We start from the raw sequence: 25,483 nt of genomic DNA on the forward strand, positions 1-25,483 counted from the left end.
TTTTGTCTCCTGAGGTTGACGGACGGGGAAGCGGAAAAAAACAAAAGGGGGCTCAGACGGCGAGGAAGCCGCCGTCCACCGGCAGCACGATGCCGGTGACGTAGCGCGACATGTCGCTGGCCAGGAAGATCACCGGGCCCACCAGGTCTTCGGTCTGGCCGACGCGGCCCATGGGGATGCGCGTCATGAACGACTCCAGGCGCTGCGGGTTCTCGCGGGTGGCGGCGGTCATGGGTGTCTCGATCACGCCGGGGGCCAGCGCGTTGACGCGCACGCCAGCGGGCGCGAGTTCCTGCGCGAGCGACTGCGTGAGCATCTTGATCGCGCCCTTCGACGGCGAGTAGCCCAGGCTCGCGCCCTGCCCCGCGTACGCGGCAATGGAGGCGATGTTGATGATCGAGCCCTTCGTCTGCTTGAGCACCGGGATGAAGGCCAGCGTGGTGTTGAAGGTGCCGTGCACGTTCACGTCGATGGTCTTCTTCCAGTTGGCAGCGGCGTTGGGGCTGCTGGTGTTCTCGCGGATGATGATGCCGGCGTTGTTGACCAGCAGGTCGACGTTGCCGATCTCCTTGCCCACGCGCTCGGCCAATGCCTGGCAGGCTTCGGGCGCAGTCACGTCGAGCACGAAGGACCAGGCCTCGCCGCCCGCGTCGCGCACCAGCTGCGCGGTCTCGCGCACGGTGGCGTCGTTCATGTCGGTGACGACCACGCGCGCGCCGGCTTGCGCCAGGCCCAGCGCGAGCGCGCGGCCGTTGCCCTGGCCCGCGCCGGTAATGAAGGCCAGGCGGCCTTCGAGCAGGCGGGGTGCGACGGTGGATGGAAAGGCCATCGGTGTCTCCTTCTCTCTATATATGTGTGGGTGTATGACGCTCAGGCGGCGCGGCTGACCGGCACGGCCTCGCGCTGCTCCACCTTCAGCTGCGCCGTGGCCTTGGCTTCGGCCTGCGCGACCTGCAGGCCGGCGACATAGCCGAAGGTCAGCGCCGGGCCGAGGGTGATGCCGGCGCCGGGGTAGTTGCCGCCCATGACGCTGGCGGCGTCGTTGCCCACCGCGTAGAGGCCCTTGATCGGCTGGCGGTTGGCGTCGAGCACGCGGGTCTTCTCGTCGGTGACGAGGCCGGCGAAAGTGCCGATGTCGCCGATCACCAGCTTGATGGCGTAGTAGGGACCGTTCTCCAGCGGCGCGACGCAGGGGTTGGGCGTGATGTTGGCGTCACCCTGGTAGCGGTTGTAGGCCTTGCTGCCCTTGCCGAAGGCGGGGTCGTCGCCGGTGCGCGCGCCCTTGTTGAACTCCTGCACGGTGGCTTCGAGCGTGGCGGGCGCGATGCCGAGTTCCTTGGCCAGCTCGCCGACGGTGGCGCCACGCTTGAGGTAGCCGCTCTTCAGGTGCCGCCCGATGGGCAGCGGCGCGGGCGCGACGCAGCCCAGGCCGTAGTCGCGCAGCGCCTTGTGGTCGCACAACAGCCAGGCCGTGACCTCGGGCTCGCCCTCGCAGGCCTTGACCATCGCCTGCACGAAGTCGTGGTACGAGTTGCCTTCGTTGGTGAAGCGGCGGCCCTTGGTGGTGACAGCGATCACGCCGGGCTTGGCGCGGTCGATGAAGTGCGGCATCACGCCCTTGCTGCCGTCGGGGCGCGTGGTGACCGACGCGGGCACCCACGCCGCGGCATGCGGGATGGTGCCGTCGACGCGGCCGCCCACGGCCTCGGCCAGGCGCAGGCCGTCGCCGGTGTTGGTGGAAGGCGATGGCGAGTAGTGCTCGCGGCCGGTGGGCGCATGCGGAAAGAGTTGCTTGCGGCGTTCCACGTCGTAGGGGAAGCCGCCGCAGGCCAGCACCACGCCGCGCTTCGCGACCACGCGCACGTTCTGGCCTTCGTGCTGCACCACCGCGCCGGAGACGCCGTCGTACTCGACCACCAGCTTCTTCACCGGCGACGAGAGCCACACGGGGATGTTCTTGTCCATCGCGGCCTTGGCCAGGCGGCCGGCCAGCGCATTGCCGTTGGTCAGCGTCATGCCGCGGCCGTGGCGCAGCACGTCGAGGAAGTGGCGGCTCAGGCGCTTGGTCACGTACCAGAACGAGGTCGGCGACTTGAAGGCCCGCATGAAGTGTTTGATCTCGGGGCCCGAGCCCAACATCATCCCGAACACGGTGAGTTCGGGCAGCGGCGGCGCCAGCTGCTTGATACGCTTGCCGAGCTCGCGGCCGTCGAACGGGCGCGTGACCATCGAGCGGCCGCCCTGCTGGCCGCCCGGCGCCTCGGCGTGGTAGTCGGGGAAGACGGCCGGCATGTCGAACTGCACGCAGGTGTTGCGCGTGAAGAAGTCGATGGCCTTGGGGCCCATCTCCAGGAAGGCGCCGACGCGCGCGGCGTCGAAGTGCGTGGTGGCCTCGTGCTTCATGTATTCGAGCGCGGCGCCCTCGGGCTCGTGGATGCCCTGCTCCGTGGCCAGGCGCGTGCCCGGAATCCACAGCCAGCCGCCCGAGCGCGCGGTGGTGCCGCCGAAGCGCGGTTCCTTCTCGACCACCAGCACCTTCAGCCCCTGCGAAGCCGCCGTGACCGCTGTGGCCATGCCCGATGCGCCGCTGCCGACGACGAGCACGTCGCATTCGAAAGTGTTCTGTTCCATGTCTCTGCCTGTTCGCGTGTTTGTGTAAGACCTAAGTTGCGGCGCAGTTTAGGCAGCGACGTTGATATGGTCAAGTCTCTTCGTTACTATCAGATGTTCAATCATCATCGATTGAATACGACAATATCAGTAGAAACCCTGATGGCTATACTCGCCCCCACTCTCACTCCCCACGCCGGGCGCCCCATGGAAAAGCCAAGACGTGGCATTCAGTCCGTCGAAATCGGAACGCAACTGCTGGTGGCGCTCGGGCGCCACGTCGCGCCCATGGCGCTGCGCGACCTGGGCAAGGCCGCGGGCGTTCCCGTCGGCAAGGCGCACCCCTATCTCGTCAGCTTTTTGAAGGTCGGCTTCGTGGTGCAGGACAGCGCGGGCCGCTACGAGCTGGGCCCGCTGGCGCTGCAGTTGGGGCTGGCCAAGCTGCAGCGGCTCGATCCGATCAAGGAGGCGTCGCCACTCATCGAGCAGCTCGCCTCGGAGACCGAGCAGAGCATCGCGGTGGCGGTCTGGGGCAACTTCGGGCCGACGGTGGTGCGGCTGGAGGAGCCGATCCATCCGCTGCACGTGAACCTGCGCACCGGCACCGTCATGTCGCTGGCCTACACCGCGACGGGCCGGCTCTTCGCGGCCTACCTGCCGCCCAAGGTGGTCGAGAAGATGATGCTGGAGGACCTGGCGCGCACCCGCCCCGCGGACGGCCGCGGCGCCACCGCCGAGCTGTCGCGCGCCGAGATCGAGGCCCTGCTGGTCGAGACGCGCCTGCACGGCATGTCGCGCACGCTGGGCCAGCCAATCCCGGGCATCGACGCCTTCTGCGCGCCGGTGTTCGACTCGACCAACAACCTGGTGCTGGGCATCACCGCCATGGGTCCCGAGGCAACCTTCGACCGCGAATGGGACGGCCGCGTGGCCGTGCCGCTGAGGGCCTGCGCGCTGGAGATCTCGCGCCGGCTGGGCTTCGTGCCTACGGGCGAGCAGGCCTGATCGCGGGTCTTCACCGGCTTCCCGGCAAAAGAAAAAGGCGCTTCGACGAAGCGCCTTTTTCTTTTGGTTCCGGCCGGTCAGTGCGTCTCGCGGCGCAGCTGCTGCACGTCTTCATGCAGCGAGTGCGCCCATTCGCGCCGGTCGCGGCCGTGCGGGTCCTGCGGCTCGCCGAAGCGCACGATGGCCAGCAGCGGCGGCGCGCGCAGCGTGTTCCACAGCGAGACGACGAGGTTGTCGTCGTCGATATAGCGCGGCGCCTGGCTGGTCTCGCCGGTGGCGGCGTCGGCGAAGCGCAGCGCGGCGGGCAGCACCGGCGCGCCCGAGGAGATCGACGCCTGCAGCAGGTTCGCGTGGAAAGGCAGCAGGCCCCGGCCGTCGCTGGTCGTGCCTTCGGGGAACACGCCGATCAGGTCGCCGTTGCGCAGCGCGTCGGTCATGTGGTGCACCACGCGCAGCGCGTCGCGGCGGCGTTCGCGCTCGATGTAGAGCGTGCCCGAGCCGTTGGACAGCGTGCCGATCAGCGGCCAGCCCTTCACGTCCGACTTCGACACGAAGCGCACGTGCCGCGCGGCATGGATGGTCGTGATGTCCAGCCACGAGAGGTGATTGCAGATCAGCAGCACCGGCCCCGTGGGCGGCGGCGTGCCCTGCACCACCAGCGTGATGCCCATGAGCTCCAGCATGCGCCGCGACCACGCCTGCACGCGCGCGTTGCGCTCGGCCTGCGTGAGCTTCGGGAAGGTGAAGCGGATCGTCCACCAGCCCGAGGCCGCGTGCGCCACCGCGCGCGCCAAGCGCCAGCAGGCTTTCAGCGAATGAAGCATCGGCGCCCGGGCCCCTCTCAACCGTGGACGATGCGGCCGGCCACCAGCGTGTGGCGCGCACGGCCCTGCAGCGGGTAGCCGGCAAAGGGCGTGTGCTTGCCCTGGCTCCTGAGCGCGCCGGGCTCCACCTGCCATTCGAGCGCGGGATCGGCGATGCACAGGTCGGCCACGCCGCCTTGCTGCAGGCGGCCGATGCCGGCGCCCGCATCGGTGGCGCCCAGCAGGCGCGCGGGCGCAGCGGTGACGACCTCGATGGCGCGCGCGATGCCCGCGCCGCTGCGCTCGCCCCAGCGCAGCGCCAGCGGCAGCAGCAGCTCGAGCCCGGTGGCGCCCGCCTCGCTCTCGGCGAAGGGCAACGTCTTGGCGTCGGCCTCCACCGGCGTGTGGTCGGACACCAGCGCGTCGATGGTGCCGTCGGCCAGCGCGGCCGAGAGCGCGTCGCGGTCGCCCTGCTGGCGCAGCGGCGGGTTCAGGCGGGCGCGGCTGTCGAAGTAGCCGATGTCGGTGTCGGCCAGGTGCAGCGAGTTGATGCTGACGTCGCAGGTGATCGGCAGCCCCTGCGCCTTGGCCTGGCGCACCAGCTCCACGCCGCGGGCGCTGGAGATGCGGCACAGGTGCACGCGTGCGCCGGTTGCTTTCATCAGCTCGACGATGGTGAAGATGGCGATGGTCTCGGCCGACACAGGCACGCCCGCCAGGCCCAGCCGCGTGGCCAGCGGGCCGCTGGCGGCGACGCCCTTGCCGAGGTCGCGGTCCTGCGGGCGCAGCCACACGGTGTAGCCGAAAGTGCTGGCGTAGGAGAGCGCGCGCTGCAGCACCTGCGTGTCGCCCAGCGGCACGTCGGCCTGGCCGAAGCCGATGCAGCCGGCCTCGGTGAGCTCGGCCATCTCGGTCAGCACGCCGCCGGCCAGGCCGCGCGTGAGCGCCCCCAGCGGGAAGAGGCGCGCGGCCTGCAGCTTCTCGGCGCGGAACTTGAGCATCTCGACCAGGCCCGGCTCGTCGAGCACCGGGTCGGTGTCGGGCGGGCACACGAGGCTGGTCACGCCGCCCGCGATGGCCGCGGCCATTTCGCTTTCGAGCATGCCTTCATGCTCATAGCCGGGCTCGCGCAGCCGCGCGGCGAGGTCGACGAGGCCCGGCGCGACGATGCAGCCTGTGGCGTCGATGGTGCGTTCGGCCTTGAAGCCTGCCGGAATGCTGCCGCCGATGCCGGCGATCTTTCCGTCGGCGATGGCGATGTCGGCCTGCTTGTCGATGCCCGACGCGGGGTCGACGACGCGGCCGTTGGCGATGTGGATGTTCATGCGTCTGTACTTCCAGTGACAGTCATGGCCTTTTCGGGAAACACCGTGGAACCGGCTTCGCCGGGCCACTGGTGTTGCCCCCGGCAGGGGGTTGGCGAAGCGACACGAAGTGCGCGAAGACTGGGGGCGAGCAACATTTCTATGCTTCGTTACCTGCGACGATGCTCATTACCGCCATCCGGACCGCGATACCGAAAGTGACCTGCGGAAGGATCACGCTCTGCTTGCCGTCGACCACGGCGGAGTCGATCTCCACGCCGCGGTTGATGGGGCCCGGATGCATCACGATGGCGTCGGGCTTGGCCAGCTGCAGCTTTTCCTGCGTGAGGCCGAAGGTCTTGAAGAACTCCTGCGACGAGGGCAGCAGCGCGCCGCTCATGCGTTCGTTCTGCAGGCGCAGCATGATGACCACGTCGCAGTCCTTGATGCCCTCTTCGAGCGTGTGGCACACGCGCACGCCCATGCCGGCCATGTCGCCGGGCACCAGCGTCTTGGGGCCGACCACGCGCACTTCGGCGCAGCCCAGCGTGGTGAGCGCGTGGATGTCGGAGCGCGCCACGCGCGAATGCAGCACGTCGCCGACGATGGCGACCGTGAGGTTCGAGAAGTCTTTCTTGTAGTGGCGGATCGTGTACATGTCGAGCAGCCCCTGCGTCGGGTGCGCGTGGCGGCCGTCGCCGGCATTCACCACGTGCACGTGCGGCGCGACGTGCTGCGCGATCAGGTAGGGCGCGCCCGACTCGCTGTGGCGCACGACGAACAGGTCGGCCGCCATGGCGCTCAGGTTGGCGATGGTGTCCAGCAGCGACTCGCCCTTGGTGGCCGAGGAGCGCGCGATGTCGAGGTTGATGACGTCGGCGGAGAGGCGCTTGGCCGCGATCTCGAAGGTGGTGCGCGTGCGGGTGCTGTTCTCGAAGAACAGGTTGAACACGCTCTTGCCGCGCAGGAGCGGCACCTTCTTCACCTCGCGGTCGCTCACGCTCGTGAAGTTGGCGGCCGTGTCGAGGATGTGCGTGACGATGTCCTTGGGCAGGCCCTCGATCGACAGCAGGTGGATCAGCTCGCCGTTCTTGTTGAGCTGGGGATTTCGCTTGTAGAGCATTTACTTGTTCTCCTCCACCTTGAGGCTGAAGGCACCGTCGTTGGCGCGTGCGAGGGCGAGCAGTTGCGTGTCGGGCAGTGCCAGCGTAGTGGCGGCGAAGTCGGCGGCCACGGGCAGCTCGCGGCCGCCGCGATCCACCAGCACCGCGAGGCGCACGCTGGCCGGACGGCCGAAGTCGAACAGCTCGTTGAGCACCGCGCGGATGGTGCGGCCGGTGTAGAGCACGTCGTCGAGCAGCAGCACGTCGGCGCCGTTCACGTCGAAGGGCAGCGCGGTCTGCACGCTGGCCGAGAGGCCGCGGCGCGAGAAGTCGTCGCGATGCATCGCCGACGAAATGATGCCGGGCGCGCCGGGCAGGCCCAGGTCCTTCTGCAGCCGCTCGACCAGCCAGGCGCCGCCGGAGGTGATGCCGACCAGCTTCGTTTCGGGGCGCATTAGCGGCTTCACGCCGGCCAGCAGGTCGAGATACAACGCCTCGGCGTCAGGAACGACAGAACTCACGATGATTGCTCCACGGCAAGGCAAGGGAAACGGAAAGTTCGGGGAACACCGTGGAACCGGCTTTGCCGGGCCACCGGTGCTGCCCCCGGCGAGGGGGTTGGCGAAGCGACACGAAGTGCGCGAAGCCTGGGGGAGAGCCTCATTCCTGGAGACTCCTGAGGAATTGCTCCAGGATGATGCAGGCCGATGCCGCGTCGGCATCGCGGGCGCCTGACGACAAGGCCTCGGTGGTGCTGTAGCGCTCGTCGACCTCGAACACCTGGAGATTGAAACGGCCGCGCAGCTGGCGCGCGAACTTCTGCGCGCGGCGGGTGTTCTCGTGCGCGGCGCCGTCGGGGTGCCAGGGCACGCCGATCACCAGCGCGTCGGGCTGCCATTCCTTGATGCGCGCCTCGACCTGCGCGAAACGCGCGTCGCCCTCGGCCTTGATGGTCGGCTGGGGCGTGGCGGTGCGCAGCAGCCGGTTGCCGCTGGCCACGCCCGTGCGCTTCAGGCCGAAATCGAAGGCCAGGAAGCTCTGGAAATGGGCGGGAACAACTGCAGGTGCCGGGGGCTGGGCACTGTCAGACATCGCCGGTCCAGTCACAGGGACAGGGGGCCGCCGCGCACGGCCGCCCGAAGCGGCCGGCCCGCCCCCGGAAGGGGGTTGGCGAAGCGACACGAAGTGCGCGCAGCCTGGGGGTGAGCCGAGTTCATCATGCGTGTCCGGCGTCGGGAGAGAGCTTCCAGGCCTCCAGGCCCAGCAGCATCAGCGCCTTGTCGTAGCGCTGCTCGATCGGGGTGTCGAAGATCACGGCCGGGTCGGCGCCCACGGTGAGCCAGCTGTTCTCGGCCAGCTCGGATTCGAGCTGCCCTTCGCCCCAGGCCGCATAGCCCAGGGAAACCAGCACCTTGCGCGGACCCGCGCCGGTGGCCAGGGCCTCCAGCACGTCCTTGGAAGTGGTCATCTCGAGCCCGCCGGGGATGGTCATGGTCGAGGCGTAGACGGATTCCTCGGGCTTCTCGGCCTGAGCGAAGACCGGCTCGTGCAGCACGAAGCCGCGCTCGGTCTGCACCGGGCCGCCCTGGAATACGGGGGCCTCGCCCAGCTCCGGGCGGGCCAGGTGCAGCTCGATCTTCTCGAACAGCACCTTGAGGTTGATGTCGCTGGGCTTGTTGATCACCAGGCCGAGCGCGCCGCGCTCGCTGTGTTCGCAGAGGTACACGACGCTGCGGTTGAAAGTTTTGTCTTCCATCCCGGGCATCGCTATCAAAAAGTGATGCGTGAGGTTCATCGGGGCAGAATCGGCGGCCATATGCCTCCGATTTTACTGGCCGTCGACAAGACCTATCCCAAAGGGCTCATGTGGTTCCGCCGCGACCTCCGCGTGGACGACAACGCCGCCCTCTACCGGGCGCTGCGGGCCTGCCGTCAGGTGCTGTGCGTCTTCGTGTTCGACAAGGCGATCCTGGACGCCCTTCCCACGGCCGACCGCCGGGTCGAATTCATCCGCGAATCGCTGGTGGAGCTCGAGGCCGAATTGCGCGCGCTGGGCGGCGGGCTGATCGTGCGGCACGCGGTGGCGGCGCAGGAGATCCCGGCACTGGCCCGCGAGCTGGAGGTGCAGGCGGTCTTCGCCAACCGCGACGACGAGCCCGACGCGCTGGAGCGCGACGCCAAGGTCTTCGGCGCGCTGGCCAATGCCGGCGTGACCTTCCACACCTACAAGGACTCGACCGTCTTCGACCGCGACGAGGTCATGACCAAGACCGGCCAGCCCTACACGGTGTTCACGCCCTACAAGCGGGCCTGGCTGGCCAAGCTCGACGCCTTCTTCCTGAAGTCGTACCCGGTGCGCAACCACGCCGATGCGCTCGCCCCCTCGCCCCAGGGCTGGGGCGATCCGGTGCCCACGCTGCACGAGATCGGCTTCGAGAAGACCAACCTGTCGGCGCTGGAGATCCCCACCGGCACCAGCGGCGCCGGCAAGCTCTTCGAGGACTTCTTCGAGCGCATCGACCGCTACGACGAGGCGCGCAACTTCCCCGCAGTGCGCGGCCCCAGCTACATGGGCATCCACCTGCGCTTCGGCACGGTGTCGATCCGGCAGCTGGCCAGCGTGTCGCACCAGCTCTCGCTGCAGGGCAACACGGGTGCGGCGACCTGGCTGAGCGAGCTCATCTGGCGCGACTTCTACTTCCAGATCCTGGCGCACTTCCCGCACGTGCACCAGGGCGGCGAGTCGAAGAGCTTCCGCCCCGAGTACGACAAGATTCAGTGGCACCACGGCAAGCACGCCGACCAGCTCTTCGACGCCTGGTGCAACGGCCGCACCGGCTATCCGCTGGTGGACGCCGCCATGCTGCAGATCAACCAGAGCGGCTACATGCACAACCGCCTGCGCATGGTGGCCGCGAGCTTCCTGTGCAAGGACCTGGGGCTGGACTGGCGCCGCGGCGAGGCCTACTTCGCGCTGCACCTGAACGACTTCGAGCTGGCCTCGAACAACGGCGGCTGGCAGTGGGCCAGCTCCAGCGGCTGCGACGCCCAGCCCTACTTCCGCATCTTCAACCCGGTCACGCAGAGCGAGCGCTTCGACCCCGAGGGCAAGTTCATCCGCCGCTACCTGCCGCAGCTGGCGGGGCTGTCGAACACGGCGATCCATGCGCCGTGGCTGGCCTCGCCGGTGGAGCTGGAGGCCGCCGGCATCAAGCTCGGCGAGACCTACCCGAAGCCGGTGGTCGACCACGCCGAGGCGCGCGAGAAGACGCTGCAGCGCTACGGGGTGGCGCGGGCGAAGGCGCTGCAGAAGTAGAAATAGAAATAGAAAGAACCGGAAAAAGAAAAGGGCCTTCGAGAAGGCCCTTTTCTTTGATGGAGCGCGGCGCGTCAGGCGGCAGCCGCCAGCGCCGGTTCGCTCGTGTACGCCCGCACCAGGCGCAGCAGCTCCTCTTCCGAGTACGGCTTGCCGAGGTAGTGGTTCACGCCCAGCGTGCGCGCGTAGTCGCGGTGCTTCTCGGCGATGCGCGAGGTGATCATGATGATCGGCAGCTCGGCCAGGGCCGCGTCGGCGCGGATGTTGCGGGCCAGGTCGAAGCCGTCCATGCGCGGCATCTCGATGTCCGACAGCACCACCGCCGGGCGTTCCTGCTGCAACCGTTCGAGCGCCTGCAGGCCGTCGGCCGCGAGGGACACGCGATAGCCTTCGCGCTGCAGCAGGCGCTGCGTGACGCGGCGCACGGTGATGGAGTCGTCCACCACCAGCACCAGCGGGATCTGCGGCACCACCGGCGCCAGCGCCTGCGACGGCTCCTGCGGTGCGCCGTGCTCGACCGCAGCGGTCGCGGCCTGCGCCGCCGAGGTTGCCGCGATCGCGGCTGCGGCCTGGCGCTCGCGCGCCTGCTCGCCATGCACCGCGGCCAGTGCCACCGGGTTGTAGATCAGCGCCACCGCGCCCGAGGCCAGCACCGAGATGCCGGCCAGGCCAGGCAGCCGCGCCAGCTGCGGGCCGAGGTTCTTCACCACGACTTCCTGGTTGCCCAGCACTTCGTCCACGTGCAGGGCGACGCGCTGCGCCGCGCTTCGCACGACCACGATGGTGTTGTTCTTGGCCAGGCCGTGCTCGCTGCGGGTGGACGCCTGCAGCAGCGCGCCGGTCCAGTAGAACGGCACGTGCTCGCTGCCGAAGGGATGGCTGTTGTTCAGGTAGGCGGCCTCGAGGTCGGTCGAGCCCACGCGCTGCACCAGTTCCACCAGGTTCGACGGCACGCCGATGGACACCTCACCCGCGCGCAGCATCACCACGTGCGTCACGGCGGTGGTCAGTGGCAGCACCAGCTTGAAGGTGGTGCCCTGGCCCTGGGTGCTGTGCGTCTCGATGCGGCCGCCGAGCGCCGCGATCTGCGCGCGCACCACGTCCATGCCGATGCCGCGGCCGGCGAGTTCGGAAACCTGCCCCGCCGTCGAGAAACCGGGCTTGAAGATCAGCTCGGTGGCCTCTTCGGCCGTGAGTTCCTGGTCGGCGCCCAGCAGGCCCAGCGTGCGGGCACGCTCGGCGATGCGCTTGTGGTCGAGGCCGGCGCCGTCGTCGCGGAAGCTCACCGACACGTCGTTGCCTTCGTGGTGCAGGTCGATGACGATCAGGCCGCTGGCGTCCTTGCCGGCCTTCTCGCGCACGGCCGAATCCTCGATGCCGTGGGCCACGCAGTTGCGCAGCAGGTGCTCGAAGGCAGGCGTCATCCGGTCGAGCACGCCGCGGTCCATTTCGATGGAACCGCCGACGATGTCCAGACGCACCTGCTTGCCGGTGTCCTTCGAGGCCTGGCGCACCACGCGGTAGAGGCGGTCGGAGATGCCTTCGAACTCCACCATTCGCGTGCGCAGCAGGCCGCGCTGCAGTTCGCGCGTCTGGCGCGCCTGCACGCTGAGGTCGTCTTCCGTCGCCTGCACCGTCTTCTGAAGGGTGCGCTGCACGGTGGCCACGTCGTTCACCGACTCGGCCATCATGCGCGTGAGCTCCTGCACGCGGGTGAATCGGTCGAACTCCAGCGGGTCGAAGCTCTGCTGCGAGTCCTTGGCCTGCGCGAGGCGCGACTGCATCTGGCTTTCGGCCTGCACTTCGATGTCGCGCAGCTGCTGGCGCAAGCGGTCCAGGTTGCCCGTGAGGTCCGACAGCGAGCCGCGCAGCTGGCCGAGTTCGGCCTCCAGGCGCGAACGCGTGATGATGACCTCGCCGGTCTGCGCGACCAGGCGGTCGAGCAGCTGGGTGCGGATGCGCACCGCCTGGCCGGTCGCGGCACGCAGCGGTGCCACCAGGGCGGCTGGCGCGGGGCGCGGCTGCAGCGTGGCGGGGGCGTCGGCCGCTGCCGCTTCGGGAGCCGCAGCGGCTTCGGCGGCGGGCTGGTCGTCCAGGCTCGCCACGGAGGCGGCGGTCTCGTCGTTCGCCGGCACGCCGGCTTCGGGCGCCTGGGATGCGACGGTGACGGGCGCCGCCGAGGTGGCCGCGGCCACGATCTGGGCCAGCTCGACCTGCGTGGCGTCGTCGGCCGCGCGCAGCGCGTCGAAGGTGGCCTGCAGCGTGTCGAGGCGCATCAGCAGCTTCTCGATGTCGGCCCGCTCGGCGCCCTGGGAACCCAGGACCTCGATCTCGGACTCCATGCGGTGCGCGCGCTCGCCCAGGCGCATGGCGCCGGCCAGCCGCGCGCTGCCCTTGAGCGTGTGCAGCGTGCGCAGCACCGAGGCACGCGGCGCGCTGTCGTCGGGGTGGTGCGCCCACTGGCGCAGCGCTTCGCCGAGCTGGGGCAGCAGTTCGGCCGCCTCTTCCTCGAAGATGGGGAACAGGTCGACGTCGACCGCGTCGGCCAGGTCGATGGCGTCTTCGGAATCGTCCAGCGCCACGTCGGCGACCGGCTCGCTGACCACCACCTGCGGCAGCGGACGGGCTTCGGCGCGCATGGCCACTTCGGTGGGCATCGGCGAGTTGGCGATGTCGCGCAGCGCCTGCAGCGTGCCTTCCGCCGGATCGCGCAGCAGGCCGACGGCGAACTGGTGCAGCAGGCGGCGCAGTTCGTCGGCCGCGGCCACCAGCACCGTGCCCTGCTCGCGCGTGCCGCTGCCCTGCATCTGCAGGTGCTGCAGCGCGGCCTCGAACAGGCGGGCCATGCCCGACAGGCTGTGGAAGCCGACGGTGGCCGAGCTGCCGGCCAGCGAATGGGCCAGCGCGATGGTCGAGTCGGGCATGCGCTCATGCGACTCGAGCGCCCACTCGCCGACATCGGTGGCGAGCTGGCGGGACCATTCGTCGGCCTCGTTGAGGTAGACGTTGTAGAGCTGGATGCCGATGCGCAGCGGGCCGATGACCTTGACCTGGTCGTCGGCGCTTTCCTGCGGCACTGCAGGAGCGGCGGCTTCGATGGCTTCGACGGGCTGAGCCGCCTCGACGCTCGTCACAGGTTCCGGCGCCGGGGCCTCGACCGCATCGGCGACGAGGATCTGCGCCTCGGCGGGAGCGGCCGGTGCCTCGAAGATGGGCACGAGGGCTTCCTCGGCCGCAGCCACCGGGGCAGGCTGGGGTTCGGCTTCGGGCTCGACCGCCAGTTGCGGCTCGGGCACGGCGACCGGCTCTTCCACCGGCAGCGGAGCTTCCACCGCCTCGACCACTTCGGGAACGGAAACTTGCCCCGGCTCGACGACGGGTTCCGCAGCCTGCACGGGCAGCGGCTCGGGCTCCCATTGCAGATCGGGCAGGCCGGCGGTGGTGGGCACGGTGGCGGCGATGGGTTCGGCCGCGGGAGCCGGCGGAGTCGCCAGTTCGGCGGGTTCCTGCTTGAGTTCGACGGTCGCGGGCGTCCTGGCGGGCGGCGCGAGGAAGTCGAACATCTCGCCGCTGGGCAGGACCAGCGGCGCGGGTTCTTCGGCCTGCGGCTTGGCATCGAAGTCGATGAAGTCGGTCGACGTGAAATCGTCGTCGGCCTCGGGCGTGCCGGCCTTCGCGGGCTCCGGCACCTGCCAGTCCAGGGTCTGGAGCGGCGGGATCTCGGGGGCCGCGGCCGGTGCAGGCGCCTGCACGGGCGCCGGAGCCTGCGTGGTGAACGACAGGTCCGGCAGGTCGGGCAGGCGCAGGGGCGGCAGTTCCGCCGCGACCGGTGCGGGCGCCACTGGCGCGGGAACTTCGAGCGGCGCGGGCGCGGACATCGGCGCCTCGGCGGCGATGTGGCGCGCGGCGACCGCCAGGGCCTCCGCGTCGGCCACGCGCACCGGCGGGGGCACGGGCTCGCCGGCCAGCAATGCATTGGCCACGCGGCTGAACGGCGCGGACTTCCAGCCCTGCGCGGAGCCCGCGGCGATGGCTTCGACCCACTGGCCGAAGTCCTTCATCGTGCGTTCGGTGCCTTCCAGCAGCGCCGGCGTGGCGGGGCGCTGGTCGGCCAGCCAGGTGTTGAGCACCTGTTCGAGCGACCATGCGGCATCGCCGAACTCGGTGAGGCCGACCATGCGCGAGCTTCCCTTGAGCGTGTGGAAGGCACGCCGCAGGATCGTGAGCTCCTCGGTGTCGTCCGGGTAGCTGCCGAGTTCCTCGATGGCGGCCAGGCCGTTCTGCACGACCTCGCGCGCCTCTTCGAGGAAGATGTTCTGCAGGTCGTCTTCTTCGAGCTCGGTGACTTCGGTGTCGGGCAGCTCGGCCGGGCCGGTGATCTTGTGCGTCCAGCTGTCGGCCTTCTTGCTGAATTCCTCGATCGGCGAAGGCTTGGCCTTGGGCGCGGCGAGCGCCGCGAGCTTGGAGGCGATCTGCGCGTCGACTTCCTCGATGCTGAGCACGGCCTCGGCGGCGGGCGCCTGGCCCGCGGCGGCGCCCTCGCCGCTCTCGGCCTCGGCAGCCTGGCGGCCCATCAGCGGCTTGAGTTCGCCCGCGTCGGCGTCGAACACGAACAGGCGCTTGGCCAGCGCGGGCTGGTAGCCCAGCATGTCGATCAGGAAGCCCAGCGCGCCGAGGTTGTTGCCCAGCGCGTCGAAGCCGGCCATTTCCTCGGCCGGCGAGGTGCTGACGAGCATCGCCTCGACGTCCTCGCGCATGCGCTGGACGGTGAGCGCGGCCTGGTCGAGGCCGAGCACGGAGAACACGCCGCGCATCTGCATGAGCTGCGTCGGCACGGTGCGCAGCAGGCCCTTTTCGGCCGGGCGGCGGAAATACTGGTCGAGCGACTTCTCGAGTTCGCTCAGGTGGCTGCGCAGCTCGTCGACCACGGTGCCCATGGTCTGGCGGTCGCTCACGCGGCGGTAGAGGTCCTCCATCCACGGCTCGAGCGGCTCGGAGTGGCCGCCGGCGCGCACGCGCTCGATGCGGCCCGCGAGCTGCAGCGTGCGGGCGGTGAGCTGGGGATCGCTCGGGTCGAGGTCTTCGAGCGCGGCTTCGAGGTAGAGCACCGAGGTGGCGACTTCCATCGCGAGCTCGGTACCCGGCGCCTGGCCGGAACGCACGGAGGCCTCGACCGCGTGGGTCAGGGCCTGCACCATCGGCAGGCTCGGCGGATGCAGCTTCTGCAGCGATTCGCCCAGCTGCGCGAAGGTGTCCGCCACCTGGCGGGTGCGGGTGATGTCGCCGCCCGAGAGCGCCGACCACATTTCCTTGGCGGTCTCGATACGCTTGCGCGCTTGCTGCAGCACGAGCGGATCGAAGCGGCCGAACTGCTCGACGTTGTAGTCGACGCGCTGTTCGCCCGAGATGCCCCAGGCGGTGCGCACGGTGCGCAGCGTGGCGGCATCGTCGCCCACGGCGGGCACGGCCTGCGCGCAGAAGAAGAGCAGGTCCTGGCCCAGCCGGTCGGACACGAGGCTGTCGCCGCGCGCGAGCGTGGCGTATTGCAGCAGCACACGGGAGGCGGCGCGCTTGACGTAGGCGTCGGGCTGGATCAGCCCCGCTGCCAGGGCCTCGAAAAAGCCCGCGGCCAGGGTCCAGAAGCTGGAGACGCGAGGCAGCAGCGCGCCGCGGCCGAGGCCCAGGCACAGCGCATGCAGCCGGCGCGCGGCCTGCGTGTCGCCGCTCTTGACGAGCTGCAGCACCTCGCGGTCGAGGCGCGAGCGCACGGCCGGGTCGTAGGCGACGGCAGCCTGCGTGACCGCGGGCTTGATCTCGACCCAGCGCCAGGCGGTGCTCCACAGGTCGGCCGGGTGCACGCGCTCGTTGCCGACCAGTTCGAGGACGTCGCGGTACTGCGGAAACAGCGCGACCGACGACACCGGCTTGCCGGCCAGCAGCGCGCCGAGGAAGTCGGTGACGGCGAAGCCCGCACGCTCGATCTTGAGCACCGCGGCTTCGGTGCAGCGCTGCGGCTCGGCGATGAAGCCCTGCACCGCGAACTCGATGGCGCCGAGCACCAGCGCGGGCGAGGAATGCCCCACCATCTGGAGCGCGCCCACAGCCTGGTGCAACTGCTGGCGGGCCATCTGCAGCGGACCGGCCTCGGGCTCGGACGCGGCGGCATCCACTTCGCGAACGAAGCGCCGCAACGACTTGCCTACACCGTCAAGGGATTTCTGGATTTCTCCCAGCACCCAGGCCAGCGGCCCGAGGTCTTCGGTGACCGGCGTGTTGCCGGCGTGAGGGGCCGTGGCAGGGGTTTGAATCGACACGTTGGGTGCTCGCCGTTCTTTGACTGTCAGTTTTTCAATGGGCGCGATGCGCCCCGAATGCACAAGGCCGTCGCGGCCGCTTCACGGAACACCGCGGAACCGGCTTTGCCGGGCCGCCGGTGTTGCCCCCGGAAGGGGGCTGCCGCAGCGACACGAAGTGCGCGAAGGCTGGGGGAGAGCGTCATCACGCAATCTTGAAACGGGCAACCGATCGGCGCAGTTCTTCGGCCATCTGCGAGAGTTCGCGCACCTGCTGTGCCGTGGTACGCGTACCTTCTCCGGTCTGTTCCGTCACCGCGAAGATGTGCTGGATGTTCGCGGCCACCACGTTGGCCGAATCGGCTTCGCGGGAGGCGGATTGCGAGATCTGCTCGATCAGGTCAGCGAGTCGGCGCGACACGCGGTCGATCTCGGACAGCGCGGTACCCGCGTTGTCGGACAGCTTGGCCCCTTCGACCACACCCTGCGTGGAACGCTCCATGGCGCCCACCGCGTCCTGCGTGTCGGTCTGAATCGCCTTCACCAGCGCCGAGATCTGGCGCGTGGCGTCCGCGGAGCGTTCGGCCAGCCGCTGAACTTCTTCCGCCACCACCGAGAAGCCTCGGCCGGCTTCACCGGCGGACGCTGCCTGAATGGCGGCGTTCAGGGCCAGCACGTTCGTCTGTTCGGTAATGTCCGAGATCAGCTCCGTGATTTCACCGATCTCCTGCGAGGATTCGCCCAGGCGCTTGATCCGCTTGGAGGTTTCCTGGATCTGGTCGCGGATGGAGTTCATACCGCCGATGGCGTTCTGCACGGCCTGCAGACCCGACGACGCAGCCTGCAGCGACTGGCGCGCCACGGTGGCGGACTCTTGCGCCTGGGTGGACACGCCGTTGATTCGCTCGGCCATGGTCAGCACCGACTGGCCGGTTTCGCGAATCTCGCGCAGCTGTTCGGTCGATGCCGCCAGCAGTTCGGTGGAGGTGTTTTCCACCTGCGACGTCGTCTGCGCCACGCGGGTTGCCGTGTTCTGCACGTTGCCCACCAGCAGTCGCAGTTCTTCCACCGTGTAGTTCACCGAGTCGGCGATGGCGCCGGTGATGTCCTCGGTCACGGTCGCTTCCTGCGTCAGGTCGCCTTCGGCCACTGTCTGCAGTTCGTTCATCAGCCGAAGAATGGCGGCCTGGTTGGCGTTGTTCACGCGGCTGGCTTCGTCGGAAGCCTGTTCGGCGGCCAGACGCTCGCGTTCGGCGACGGCGGCGCGTTCGCGGCCTTCGCGCACCTGCACGAAACCGATGGCGCCGGCGAGTGCCAGGGCGGCCAGCGACAGCACGAACAGCAGCACGATGGTGCCGGCGCCCAGGCCGGTGCGGGCGGAGAGCTTTTCCTGCAGGTCGCCCAGCGACTTGCGCAGCGGCTCGCTGTCGGTCAGGATCGATGCCTGCGCTTCGCGCGCGGCCACCAGGCCCTGCAGGTTGCCCAGAATGGCCGATGCCTGCGTGCGCATCTGTTCGTAGGTCTTCAGGATGGCTTCGAGCTGCTGGCGCGTCTGCGGGTCCTTCGAGCCGGGGAAGCGCTGCTGCGCATTGCCGTCGAGCAGGCCGCGGGTGGTTTCCTGGAAGGTGTTCAGGTCCTTGCCCAGCAGGAACACGGCGTCCGGGTTCACACCCTCGACCGTGAAGAACTCGTTGGTCGACTTGCCGATGCGCTGCGTCAGCATCACGAGCTGGCCGGCGGCCGAGATCTCAGGCAGCGTGGCGTTCTGCTGCATCTTCAGCGAGGCGACGGTTTCCGTCATCTCGAGCAGCGTGGACGACTGCTGGTTGATGTCGCGCAGAGCGGCACCCACCTGCGTCAGGATCTGGCGCTGGGCCAGCACGACCTTGGCGCTGGCGTCGGCACGGGTGACGAGGGGATTGATCTTGTTCATCTCCTCGTCGTACTGGTTGCCCACGCGCTCCAGGCGCAGCGAGTCGTCGCCGTTGGTCAGGCCCTGCACGCGGCGCGTGAGGTCGTCCGCGGCGTCCTTCACTTCGACGAAGGCCGAGGCGCTGCCCACGAGGGCCTGCGAGATCGACTTGGCGAGACGCTGCGACTGCATCAGCGACTGGCCGGTGGCCGCCACCTGCTGCGCGAGGCGTTCGGCGCGAAGAATTGCGGAGCCTGCGACCAGCAGCAGCAGCAGCACCACGACCGCCAGCATGATGGCCAGGATACGCTGCTGCTTCGCGGGGTTGGAGCCCGCGCGGCCGCCGGTGGCGTCGGACGCGACTTCGGCAGGCGCGGCGCCGGGCTCGTTGGCTGCGTCGCCGCCGCCGGGCAGGTCGACGTCGCCGAAGCTGGTGTCGGGGGCCGCGGAGCCCTTCCTGGCGAGGCGCACGGTTTTCTCGTCCGGAACCTGGACGGTATCGACATCGTCGAGCGATATCGAACCGGAGCCATCGACGCGGGCCTTGTCGTTCCCGTTGTTCACGGGCAGTAATTTCTTGAACTTGTCGGCGATCGAGCTCACGGTCGGTCCTTCAGGTGGTTTCCGGTACGGCGTGCGGCGGCACTACGCACCAATGCTCAAAAACTGGGGTTGCTGCGAAAGCGCCTGCAGGTTGACTTCCTGCCAGCGCTCCCCCGCTGCATCGGTAAACAGATGCCCGTGCCAGGCAGGTGCTTCTGCGCCAGGAGGCTCGGATGCCGTGAAGGCCTCCGCCCCCCGCAACCCCGCCAGTCGATCGACCAGCAAAGCGCAGTTGACTTCGAGCAGCTCGTTGAAAGCAACGAGCCGCGACTGGATGCGCGCCGCCTCGGTGGCGGCCAGCGCGACAGGAACGCCGGTGGCGAACGCCGCAAGCTGCACGACGCCGTAGAGGCCGCCGCGCAGGTTGGCAACGCCGAGGAACCACGGCTGCGTGTAGGGCACGGGCTGCGGCGGCGTCCAGGGAAAGATCTCGCCGGCGTGTCCCAGCGGAAAGAGGTATTTGCCCTCGCCGGCCTCGACCGCCAGCCAGGTGGCAGCCACCCCCGTCGTGCGAGCGGCCTGCAGGCGGCTCGCCAGCCGGGACTGGAAGGCTCTCAGAGCATCGCGATTCGCCATGGACTCGGCAGGCTTTCGCTCAGTTCAGGGCGCTGATCTTGGACATCAGGTCGGCGGCGTTGACCGGCTTCACGATGTAGTCGCGCGCGCCCTGGCGCATGCCCCAGACGCGGTCGGTCTCCTGGTTCTTGCTGGTGCACAGGATGATCGGGATCGCGGCGTACTTCGGGTCGCGGGCGATGGCGCGCGTGAGCTGGAAGCCGTTCTGGCCGGGCATGACCACGTCCATGAGGATCAGGTCGGGGTGCTCTTCCTCGAGGCGGCGCATGGCGTCGTCGGCGTTTTCGGCCGTCTTGACGGCGAAGCCGTTCTTCTGGAGGAGGTCGGACAGGAACACCAGTTCCGTCTTGGAGTCGTCGACGACGAGGATTTTTCGAATGGGCATTACTGCACTTCCTGTTGAACGGTGCCAAACTGCTGCACGGCCTGCAGCAGCTGGTCTTTGGTGAAAGGCTTGGTCAGGTAGTCCTGGGAACCGACCATGCGGCCGCGTGCCTTGTCGAATACACCGTCTTTCGACGACAGCATGACGACCGGGACGTTGGAAAAGTGGGCGTTGCGCTTGATGATGGCGCAGGTCTGGTAGCCGTCCAGGCGCGGCATCAGGATGTCGCAGAAAATCAGATGCGGCTTGTGGTCGTTAACCTTGGAGAGCGCGTCGAAGCCGTCTTCGGCGAGAAGAACCTCGTGCCCACCCTGCTTCAGAAAAATCTCGGCACTGCGCCGGATGGTGTTGCTGTCGTCAATGACAAGCACCTTGTAACCAGATCCATTCGGGCCCATTGCAAACGCTCCTGCTCATGAGACTTGGAAGCCCGCCGCGCCGAACATCGACGCAGACCGCGTAGCTCTATCTATGCCATGCTTTCAGATTTCAACCATTTCGAAGTCTTCCTTGCGCGCACCGCACTCAGGACAGGTCCAGTTCATCGGAACATCGGCCCAGGCCGTGCCTGCCGCGATGCCATCTTCCGGTACACCAACCGCTTCGTCATAGATCCACCCACAAATCAGGCACATCCAAGTTTTCGTGTTCATCGGAGCTTAAAGTCCTTGTTCATTAAATGCAACGAGTGTATCTATGCGTATCTCTCTGGCAGACTGTAAACGTCGCGCCTATGCCACCATCCAGAGGATTCCGCACGGCGTATGACCATCTACTTACTTCCAGCAGACGACGCCCGCAAACCGGGCGATCTTAACGACCCCTCGCAGGATGCCGGCGAGCCGGCCGAGCACGACCTGAATCCCCCCTGCGTGCTGGTGTTCAATGCCAGCGATCCCAGCGGTGCGGGCGGGCTGGGCGCCGATGCCCTGGCCATGGGGTCGGTAGGCGCACACATCCTGCCCGTCGTCACGGGCGCCTACGCCCGGGACACAGCCGAGATTTTCGATCACTTCCCCCTCGACGAGGAGGCCATCGCCGAGCAGGCGCGCGCCATCCTGGAGGACGTGGAGGTACAGCTGATCAAGGTTGGCTTCGCCGGCACCACCGAGGCGCTGAGCACCATCGCGGAAACCGCCGCCGACTATCCGGAGGTGCCCGTGGTGGCCTACATGCCCAACCTTTCCTGGTGGGACGAGAACCTGATCGAGCCCTATCTGGACGCTTTTCGCGAGCTCGTCCTGCCTCAGACGACAGTGTTGGTTGGAAACCACAGTACCCTGTGGCGCTGGCTGCTTCCGGACTGGAACGGCGACCGTCCGCCCGGCGCGCGCGACATCGCCAAGGCCGCCGGCGAGTTCGGCGTGCCCTACACGCTGGTCACCGGCCTGATGCTGCCCGACCAGTTCATAGACAACGTGCTGGCCTCGCCGCAGTCGGTGCTCGCCAGCGAGAAGTACGAGCGGCTCGAGGCCGTCTTCGCGGGCGCGGGCGACACCCTGTCGGCCGCGCTGGCCGCCCTGCTCGCCAGCGGCACCGACCTCGTGGCAGCGACCACGGAAGCGCTGGCCTACATGGACCGCTGCCTCGACGCGGGCTTCCGGCCGGGCATGGGCCACGTGCTGCCCGATCGCCTCTTCTGGGCCGAGCCCGAGCCGGAGGAAGGCGACGACGATCCCGACGCCCCGCCGGACTTCGCCCTGCCCCCGCACGACACCCGGCACTGAAAATGTTGCTCGCCCCCAAGGCTGCGCGCACTCCGTGTCGCTTCGCCCCTACCGGGGCGGCCGTGCGCGGCGGCCCCCACTGAAAACCTCTGCTGAGTCCCGATGCCAAGTACTGATCGCAACGACATTCTTTTCGAGCGCGCCCGCGCCGTGATTCCCGGCGGCGTGAACTCGCCCGTGCGCGCCTTCAAGGCCGTGGGCGGCACGCCCCGCTTCGTCCAGCGCGCCCAGGGCGCCTATTTCTGGGACGCCAACGACAAGCGCTACATCGACTACATCGGCTCCTGGGGCCCGATGATCCTGGGCCACGGCCACCCAGCGGTGGTCGAGGCGGTGCAGAAGGCCGTGGTCGAAGGCTTCTCGTATGGCGCGCCGACCGAGCGCGAGGTCGAGCTGGCCGAGGCCATCCTCGCGCTGGTGCCGTCGATGGAGATGGTGCGGCTCGTGAGCTCGGGCACCGAGGCCGCCATGAGCGCGCTGCGCCTGGCGCGCGGCGCCACCGGCCGCAAGAGCATCGTCAAGTTCGAGGGCTGCTACCACGGCCATGCCGACGCGCTGCTGGTGAAGGCCGGCTCCGGCCTCGCCACCTTCGGCAACCCCACCTCCGCCGGCGTGCCGCCCGAGGTGGTGCAGCACACCATCGTGCTCGAGTACAACAACCTGCAGCAGCTGGAGGAAGCCTTCGCGCTGCACGGCAAGGACATCGCCTGCCTGATGATCGAGGCGATCGCCGGCAACATGAACTTCGTGCGCGCCGCGCCCGAGTTCGCGCGCCGCTGCCGCGAACTCTGCACGCAGCACGGTGCCCTGCTGGTGTTCGACGAGGTGATGACGGGCTTCCGCGTGGGCCTGCACGGCGCGCAGGGCGTGCTGGGCATCAAGCCCGACCTCACGGTGCTCGGCAAGGTCATCGGCGGCGGCATGCCGCTCGCGGCCTTCGGTGGCCCTCGCGCGATCATGGAGCAGCTCGCACCGCTGGGGCCGGTCTACCAGGCGGGCACGCTGTCGGGAAACCCGGTGGCCACGGCCTGCGGTCTCGCCACGCTGAAGGAGATCGCGAAGCCCGGCTTCTACGAAGCGCTCGGCAAGAAGACGCGCTCGCTGGTCGAAGGGCTCAAGGCCGCCGCGGCGGCCGAAGGCCAGCCCTTCAACGCCGACAGCGAAGGGGGCATGTTCGGCTTCTTCCTGATGAAGGACCTGCCGCAGAACTATGCCACCGTGATGACAACCGACAACGCGAAGTTCAATGCGTTGTTTCACGGTCTGCTGGATCGCGGCGTGTATATTGCGCCCGCGCTTTACGAAGCAGGCTTCGTGAGCGCGGCACACAGCGACGACGACATCGCCGCCACCATCGAAGCCGCACGACAAATCTTCAGGACACCCTAGCCCACCATGAACTCCCTGCGCACGCTGCCGGCCCTGAGCATCGCTCTTCTCATCCCCGGCTTCGCGGCGGCGCAGGATTCGTCCTTCGATCCGAAGAACATCTGGATCAACCCCGGCTTCTACTCGGCGCACTTCGACGGCGGCAAGGGCCTGGAGAACGTCAACCAGGGCCTGGGCTTCGAGTACCCGCTGAACGACACCTTCCGCGTCACCGCGGGCACCTTCCGCAACAGCGACCGCCGGCAGTCGAACTACGTGGGGCTGTATGCGCTGCCCTTCGAGTTCTACGGCGTGAAGTTCGGTGCGGTGGTGGGCGGCTTCGACGGCTATCCCAACTACCGCAACGGCAACTGGTTCCCGGCCATCCTTCCGGTGGCCGCCATCGAAGGCAAGAACTGGGGCCTCAACATCGCCTATGTGCCGACGATCAAGAACCGGCTGTACGGCGCCGTCACCTTCCAGCTGAAGTACCGCTTCGGGGAATAGGCTCGCCCCCAGGCTGCGCGCACTTCGTGTCGCTTCGCCAACCCCCTACCGGGGGCAACACCTGCGGCCCGGCAAAGCCGGTTCCGCGGTGTTCTGGAAGGGCGTCAATGCCTGAAGTGGCGCACGCCGGACAGCACCATCACCACGCCGCGCTCGTCGGCAGCGTCGATGACTTCCTGGTCGCGCATCGAGCCGCCCGGCTGGATCACGCAGCTCGCGCCCGCGTCCACCACCACGTCGAGGCCGTCGCGGAACGGGAAGAAGGCGTCGCTGGCCACGGCCGTGTCCTTCAGCGAGAGGCCGGCGTGCTCGGCCTTGATGCTGGCGATGCGTGCCGAATCGAGGCGGCTCATCTGGCCTGCACCCACGCCCATGGTCATGCCGTTGGCGCAGAAGACGATCGCGTTGCTCTTCACGTACTTGGCGACCTTCCATGCGAAGAGCAAGTCCTGCAGCTGCTGCGGCGTGGGCTGCTTCTTGCTGACCACCTTGAGGTCGCTGGCGGCGAGCTCGTGGTTGTCGGCCGTCTGGATCAGCAGGCCCGAGCCGACGCGCTTGACGTCCATGGCGTTGCGGCCGTTGTCCCAGTCGGTCGTTCCACCCTTGGGCAGTGCGATTTCCAGCACGCGCACGTTGAGCTTGGCCTTGGTGGCCTGAAACACCTCGAGCGCCTCGGGCGTGTAGCCGGGTGCCATCAGCACTTCGACGAACTGCTTGGCGATCTCCTGCGCGGTCGCGCCGTCGACCGGGCGATTGAAGGCGATGATGCCGCCGAAGGCCGAAGTCGGGTCGGTCTTGAAGGCCTTGGCATAGGCCTCGGCCGCGTCCTTGCCGATGGCCACGCCGCAGGGGTTGGCGTGCTTCACGATCACGCAGGCAGGCACGTCGAAGCTCTTCACGCACTCCCATGCCGCGTCGGCATCGGCGATGTTGTTGTAGCTCAGCTCCTTGCCCTGCAGCTGCTTCGCCGAAACGAGCGAGCCGGGCGCCGGATGCAGGTCGCGGTAGAACGCGGCCTGCTGGTGCGGGTTCTCGCCGTAGCGCAGGTCCTGCACCTTCACGAAGCGGCCGTTGCTCTGCGCGGGGAAGAGCGAGCGCTTGGGAGCGGGCTGGCCGATGCTGGCGTCGAAGTCGATGGCCGAGAGGTAGTCGCTGATCGCGCCGTCGTAGTCGGCGATGCGGTTGAACGCGGCCACCGAGAACGCGAACTTGGTCTTGTCGCTGAGCTTGCCGTTCGCCTTCAGCTCGGCCAGCGCCACGGCGTACTGCGAGGAGTCGGTGAGCACGCCCACGTCCTTCCAGTTCTTGGCCGCGCTGCGCACCATGGCCGGACCGCCGATGTCGATGTTCTCGATCGCGTCTTCCAGCGTGCAGCCGGGCTTGGCCACCGTGGCCTCGAAGGGGTACAGATTGACCACCAGCAGGTCGATGGTGTCGATGCCGTGCTGCTGGATGGCCGCGACGTGCGCGGGCAGGTCGCGGCGCGCGAGCAGGCCGCCGTGGATCTTCGGATGCAGCGTCTTCACGCGGCCGTCGAGCATTTCGGGAAAGCCGGTGTGGTCGGCCACCTCGGTGACGGGCAGGCCCGCGTCGGCGAGCAGCTTGGCAGTGCCGCCGGTGGACAGCAGCTTGATGCCCAGCGCATGCAGCGCCTGGGCGAATTCGAGGATGCCGGTCTTGTCGGAAACGGAGATGAGTGCGGTCTGGGCCATTGGATATGCCGGGGAGTTGTTTATTTCAGGAGTTTGTGTTCGACCAGCTTCTTGCGAAGCGTGTTTCGGTTCAGGCCCAGCCATTGAGCGGCCTTCGATTGATTGCCCTCGGCGCGCGTCATCACGACATCGAGCAGGGGTTTCTCCACCACGCGCACGAGCATCTCGTACATGCCGTCGGGCTCGGTGCCGCGCAGGTCGCGGAAATAGCTGTCCAGACTGGTGCGCACGCAGTCCTCGATGTGTTTCTTGCTCATTG

General features: G+C 68.4%; 21 protein-coding genes. 5 read left to right on the top strand and 16 right to left on the bottom strand.

Annotated features, from left to right (window positions below):
* Nucleotides 1-52: 52 nt before the first annotated feature.
* Complete coding sequence (locus ABL844_RS27565; protein WP_126023616.1) at nt 53-829, bottom strand: SDR family NAD(P)-dependent oxidoreductase; 777 nt, start codon at nt 827-829, stop codon at nt 53-55.
* A gap of 41 nt (nt 830-870) precedes the next feature.
* Nucleotides 871-2,631, bottom strand: coding sequence for an FAD-dependent oxidoreductase (locus tag ABL844_RS27570; RefSeq protein WP_418129657.1), 1,761 nt, complete (start codon nt 2,629-2,631; stop codon nt 871-873).
* Nucleotides 2,632-2,817: 186 nt separating this feature from the next.
* On the opposite strand from ABL844_RS27570, the gene ABL844_RS27575 reads away from it, so the two are divergent.
* Nucleotides 2,818-3,615 carry an IclR family transcriptional regulator gene (locus ABL844_RS27575; protein WP_126023618.1) on the top strand — a complete coding sequence of 266 codons (798 nt, stop codon included), beginning with the start codon at nt 2,818-2,820 and terminating at the stop codon, nt 3,613-3,615.
* A gap of 77 nt (nt 3,616-3,692) precedes the next feature.
* Here ABL844_RS27575 and ABL844_RS27580 read toward each other — a convergent pair whose 3' ends face one another.
* From ABL844_RS27580 to ABL844_RS27605, 6 genes are all read right to left on the bottom strand, one after another.
* Nucleotides 3,693-4,439: a lysophospholipid acyltransferase family protein gene (locus ABL844_RS27580; RefSeq protein WP_126023619.1), complete on the bottom strand. Its 747-nt coding sequence runs from the start codon at nt 4,437-4,439 to the stop codon at nt 3,693-3,695.
* A gap of 17 nt (nt 4,440-4,456) precedes the next feature.
* A complete protein-coding gene (locus tag ABL844_RS27585; RefSeq protein WP_418129658.1) occupies nt 4,457-5,743 on the bottom strand; it encodes a dihydroorotase in 1,287 nt (428 codons plus the stop codon).
* 139 nt (nt 5,744-5,882) lie between these two features.
* On the bottom strand, nt 5,883-6,845 hold the full coding sequence (locus ABL844_RS27590; protein WP_019656265.1) for an aspartate carbamoyltransferase catalytic subunit: 963 nt from the start codon (nt 6,843-6,845) through the stop codon (nt 5,883-5,885).
* On the bottom strand, nt 6,846-7,346 hold the full coding sequence (pyrR, locus tag ABL844_RS27595; RefSeq protein ID WP_126023621.1) for a bifunctional pyr operon transcriptional regulator/uracil phosphoribosyltransferase PyrR: 501 nt from the start codon (nt 7,344-7,346) through the stop codon (nt 6,846-6,848).
* A 139-nt stretch (nt 7,347-7,485) separates the two neighbouring features.
* The gene (gene ruvX, locus ABL844_RS27600) at nt 7,486-7,917 is read right to left on the bottom strand and encodes a Holliday junction resolvase RuvX (RefSeq protein ID WP_418117947.1); all 432 of its coding nucleotides are present in this window, start codon (nt 7,915-7,917) and stop codon (nt 7,486-7,488) included.
* Between the two features lie 124 nt (nt 7,918-8,041).
* The gene (locus ABL844_RS27605; protein WP_301506141.1) at nt 8,042-8,641 is read right to left on the bottom strand and encodes a YqgE/AlgH family protein; all 600 of its coding nucleotides are present in this window, start codon (nt 8,639-8,641) and stop codon (nt 8,042-8,044) included.
* On the opposite strand from ABL844_RS27605, the gene ABL844_RS27610 reads away from it, so the two are divergent.
* On the top strand, nt 8,642-10,141 hold the full coding sequence (locus ABL844_RS27610; protein WP_418129659.1) for a cryptochrome/photolyase family protein: 1,500 nt from the start codon (nt 8,642-8,644) through the stop codon (nt 10,139-10,141).
* A 74-nt stretch (nt 10,142-10,215) separates the two neighbouring features.
* Here the strand turns inward: ABL844_RS27610 and ABL844_RS27615 are convergent, their stop codons facing one another.
* The 6 genes from ABL844_RS27615 to ABL844_RS27640 form a co-directional block, all read right to left on the bottom strand.
* Entirely contained in the window at nt 10,216-16,455 is a 6,240-nt protein-coding gene (locus ABL844_RS27615) for an Hpt domain-containing protein (protein ID WP_418129660.1), read from the bottom strand.
* A gap of 184 nt (nt 16,456-16,639) precedes the next feature.
* Nucleotides 16,640-18,949, bottom strand: coding sequence for a methyl-accepting chemotaxis protein (locus ABL844_RS27620; RefSeq protein ID WP_418129661.1), 2,310 nt, complete (start codon nt 18,947-18,949; stop codon nt 16,640-16,642).
* A gap of 42 nt (nt 18,950-18,991) precedes the next feature.
* The gene (locus ABL844_RS27625) at nt 18,992-19,525 is read right to left on the bottom strand and encodes a chemotaxis protein CheW (protein WP_126023626.1); all 534 of its coding nucleotides are present in this window, start codon (nt 19,523-19,525) and stop codon (nt 18,992-18,994) included.
* A 19-nt stretch (nt 19,526-19,544) separates the two neighbouring features.
* On the bottom strand, nt 19,545-19,910 hold the full coding sequence (locus ABL844_RS27630) for a response regulator (protein WP_093304503.1): 366 nt from the start codon (nt 19,908-19,910) through the stop codon (nt 19,545-19,547).
* A complete protein-coding gene (locus ABL844_RS27635; RefSeq protein WP_093205631.1) occupies nt 19,910-20,308 on the bottom strand; it encodes a response regulator in 399 nt (132 codons plus the stop codon). The genes ABL844_RS27630 and ABL844_RS27635 overlap by 1 nt, the downstream gene beginning before the upstream one ends.
* Nucleotides 20,309-20,392: 84 nt before the next feature.
* A complete protein-coding gene (locus ABL844_RS27640; RefSeq protein WP_007838397.1) occupies nt 20,393-20,563 on the bottom strand; it encodes a rubredoxin in 171 nt (56 codons plus the stop codon).
* A gap of 111 nt (nt 20,564-20,674) precedes the next feature.
* On the opposite strand from ABL844_RS27640, the gene thiD reads away from it, so the two are divergent.
* From thiD to ABL844_RS27655, 3 genes are all read left to right on the top strand, one after another.
* A complete protein-coding gene (thiD, locus tag ABL844_RS27645) occupies nt 20,675-21,637 on the top strand; it encodes a bifunctional hydroxymethylpyrimidine kinase/phosphomethylpyrimidine kinase (protein ID WP_418129662.1) in 963 nt (320 codons plus the stop codon).
* Between the two features lie 102 nt (nt 21,638-21,739).
* Nucleotides 21,740-23,026 (top strand): glutamate-1-semialdehyde 2,1-aminomutase, encoded by a 1,287-nt coding sequence (gene hemL, locus ABL844_RS27650; protein ID WP_418129663.1) that lies wholly within the window; start codon nt 21,740-21,742, stop codon nt 23,024-23,026.
* 6 nt (nt 23,027-23,032) lie between these two features.
* Complete coding sequence (locus ABL844_RS27655) at nt 23,033-23,512, top strand: hypothetical protein (protein ID WP_418129664.1); 480 nt, start codon at nt 23,033-23,035, stop codon at nt 23,510-23,512.
* A 104-nt stretch (nt 23,513-23,616) separates the two neighbouring features.
* Here ABL844_RS27655 and purH read toward each other — a convergent pair whose 3' ends face one another.
* Nucleotides 23,617-25,224, bottom strand: coding sequence for a bifunctional phosphoribosylaminoimidazolecarboxamide formyltransferase/IMP cyclohydrolase (purH, locus tag ABL844_RS27660; RefSeq protein WP_418129665.1), 1,608 nt, complete (start codon nt 25,222-25,224; stop codon nt 23,617-23,619).
* Nucleotides 25,225-25,244: 20 nt separating this feature from the next.
* Nucleotides 25,245-25,481: a Fis family transcriptional regulator gene (locus tag ABL844_RS27665; RefSeq protein WP_007838304.1), complete on the bottom strand. Its 237-nt coding sequence runs from the start codon at nt 25,479-25,481 to the stop codon at nt 25,245-25,247.
* Nucleotides 25,482-25,483 lie beyond the last annotated feature (2 nt).

Source organism: Variovorax sp. 278MFTsu5.1 (genome assembly GCF_048305045.1).
Lineage (GTDB): Bacteria > Pseudomonadota > Gammaproteobacteria > Burkholderiales > Burkholderiaceae_C > Variovorax > Variovorax guangxiensis.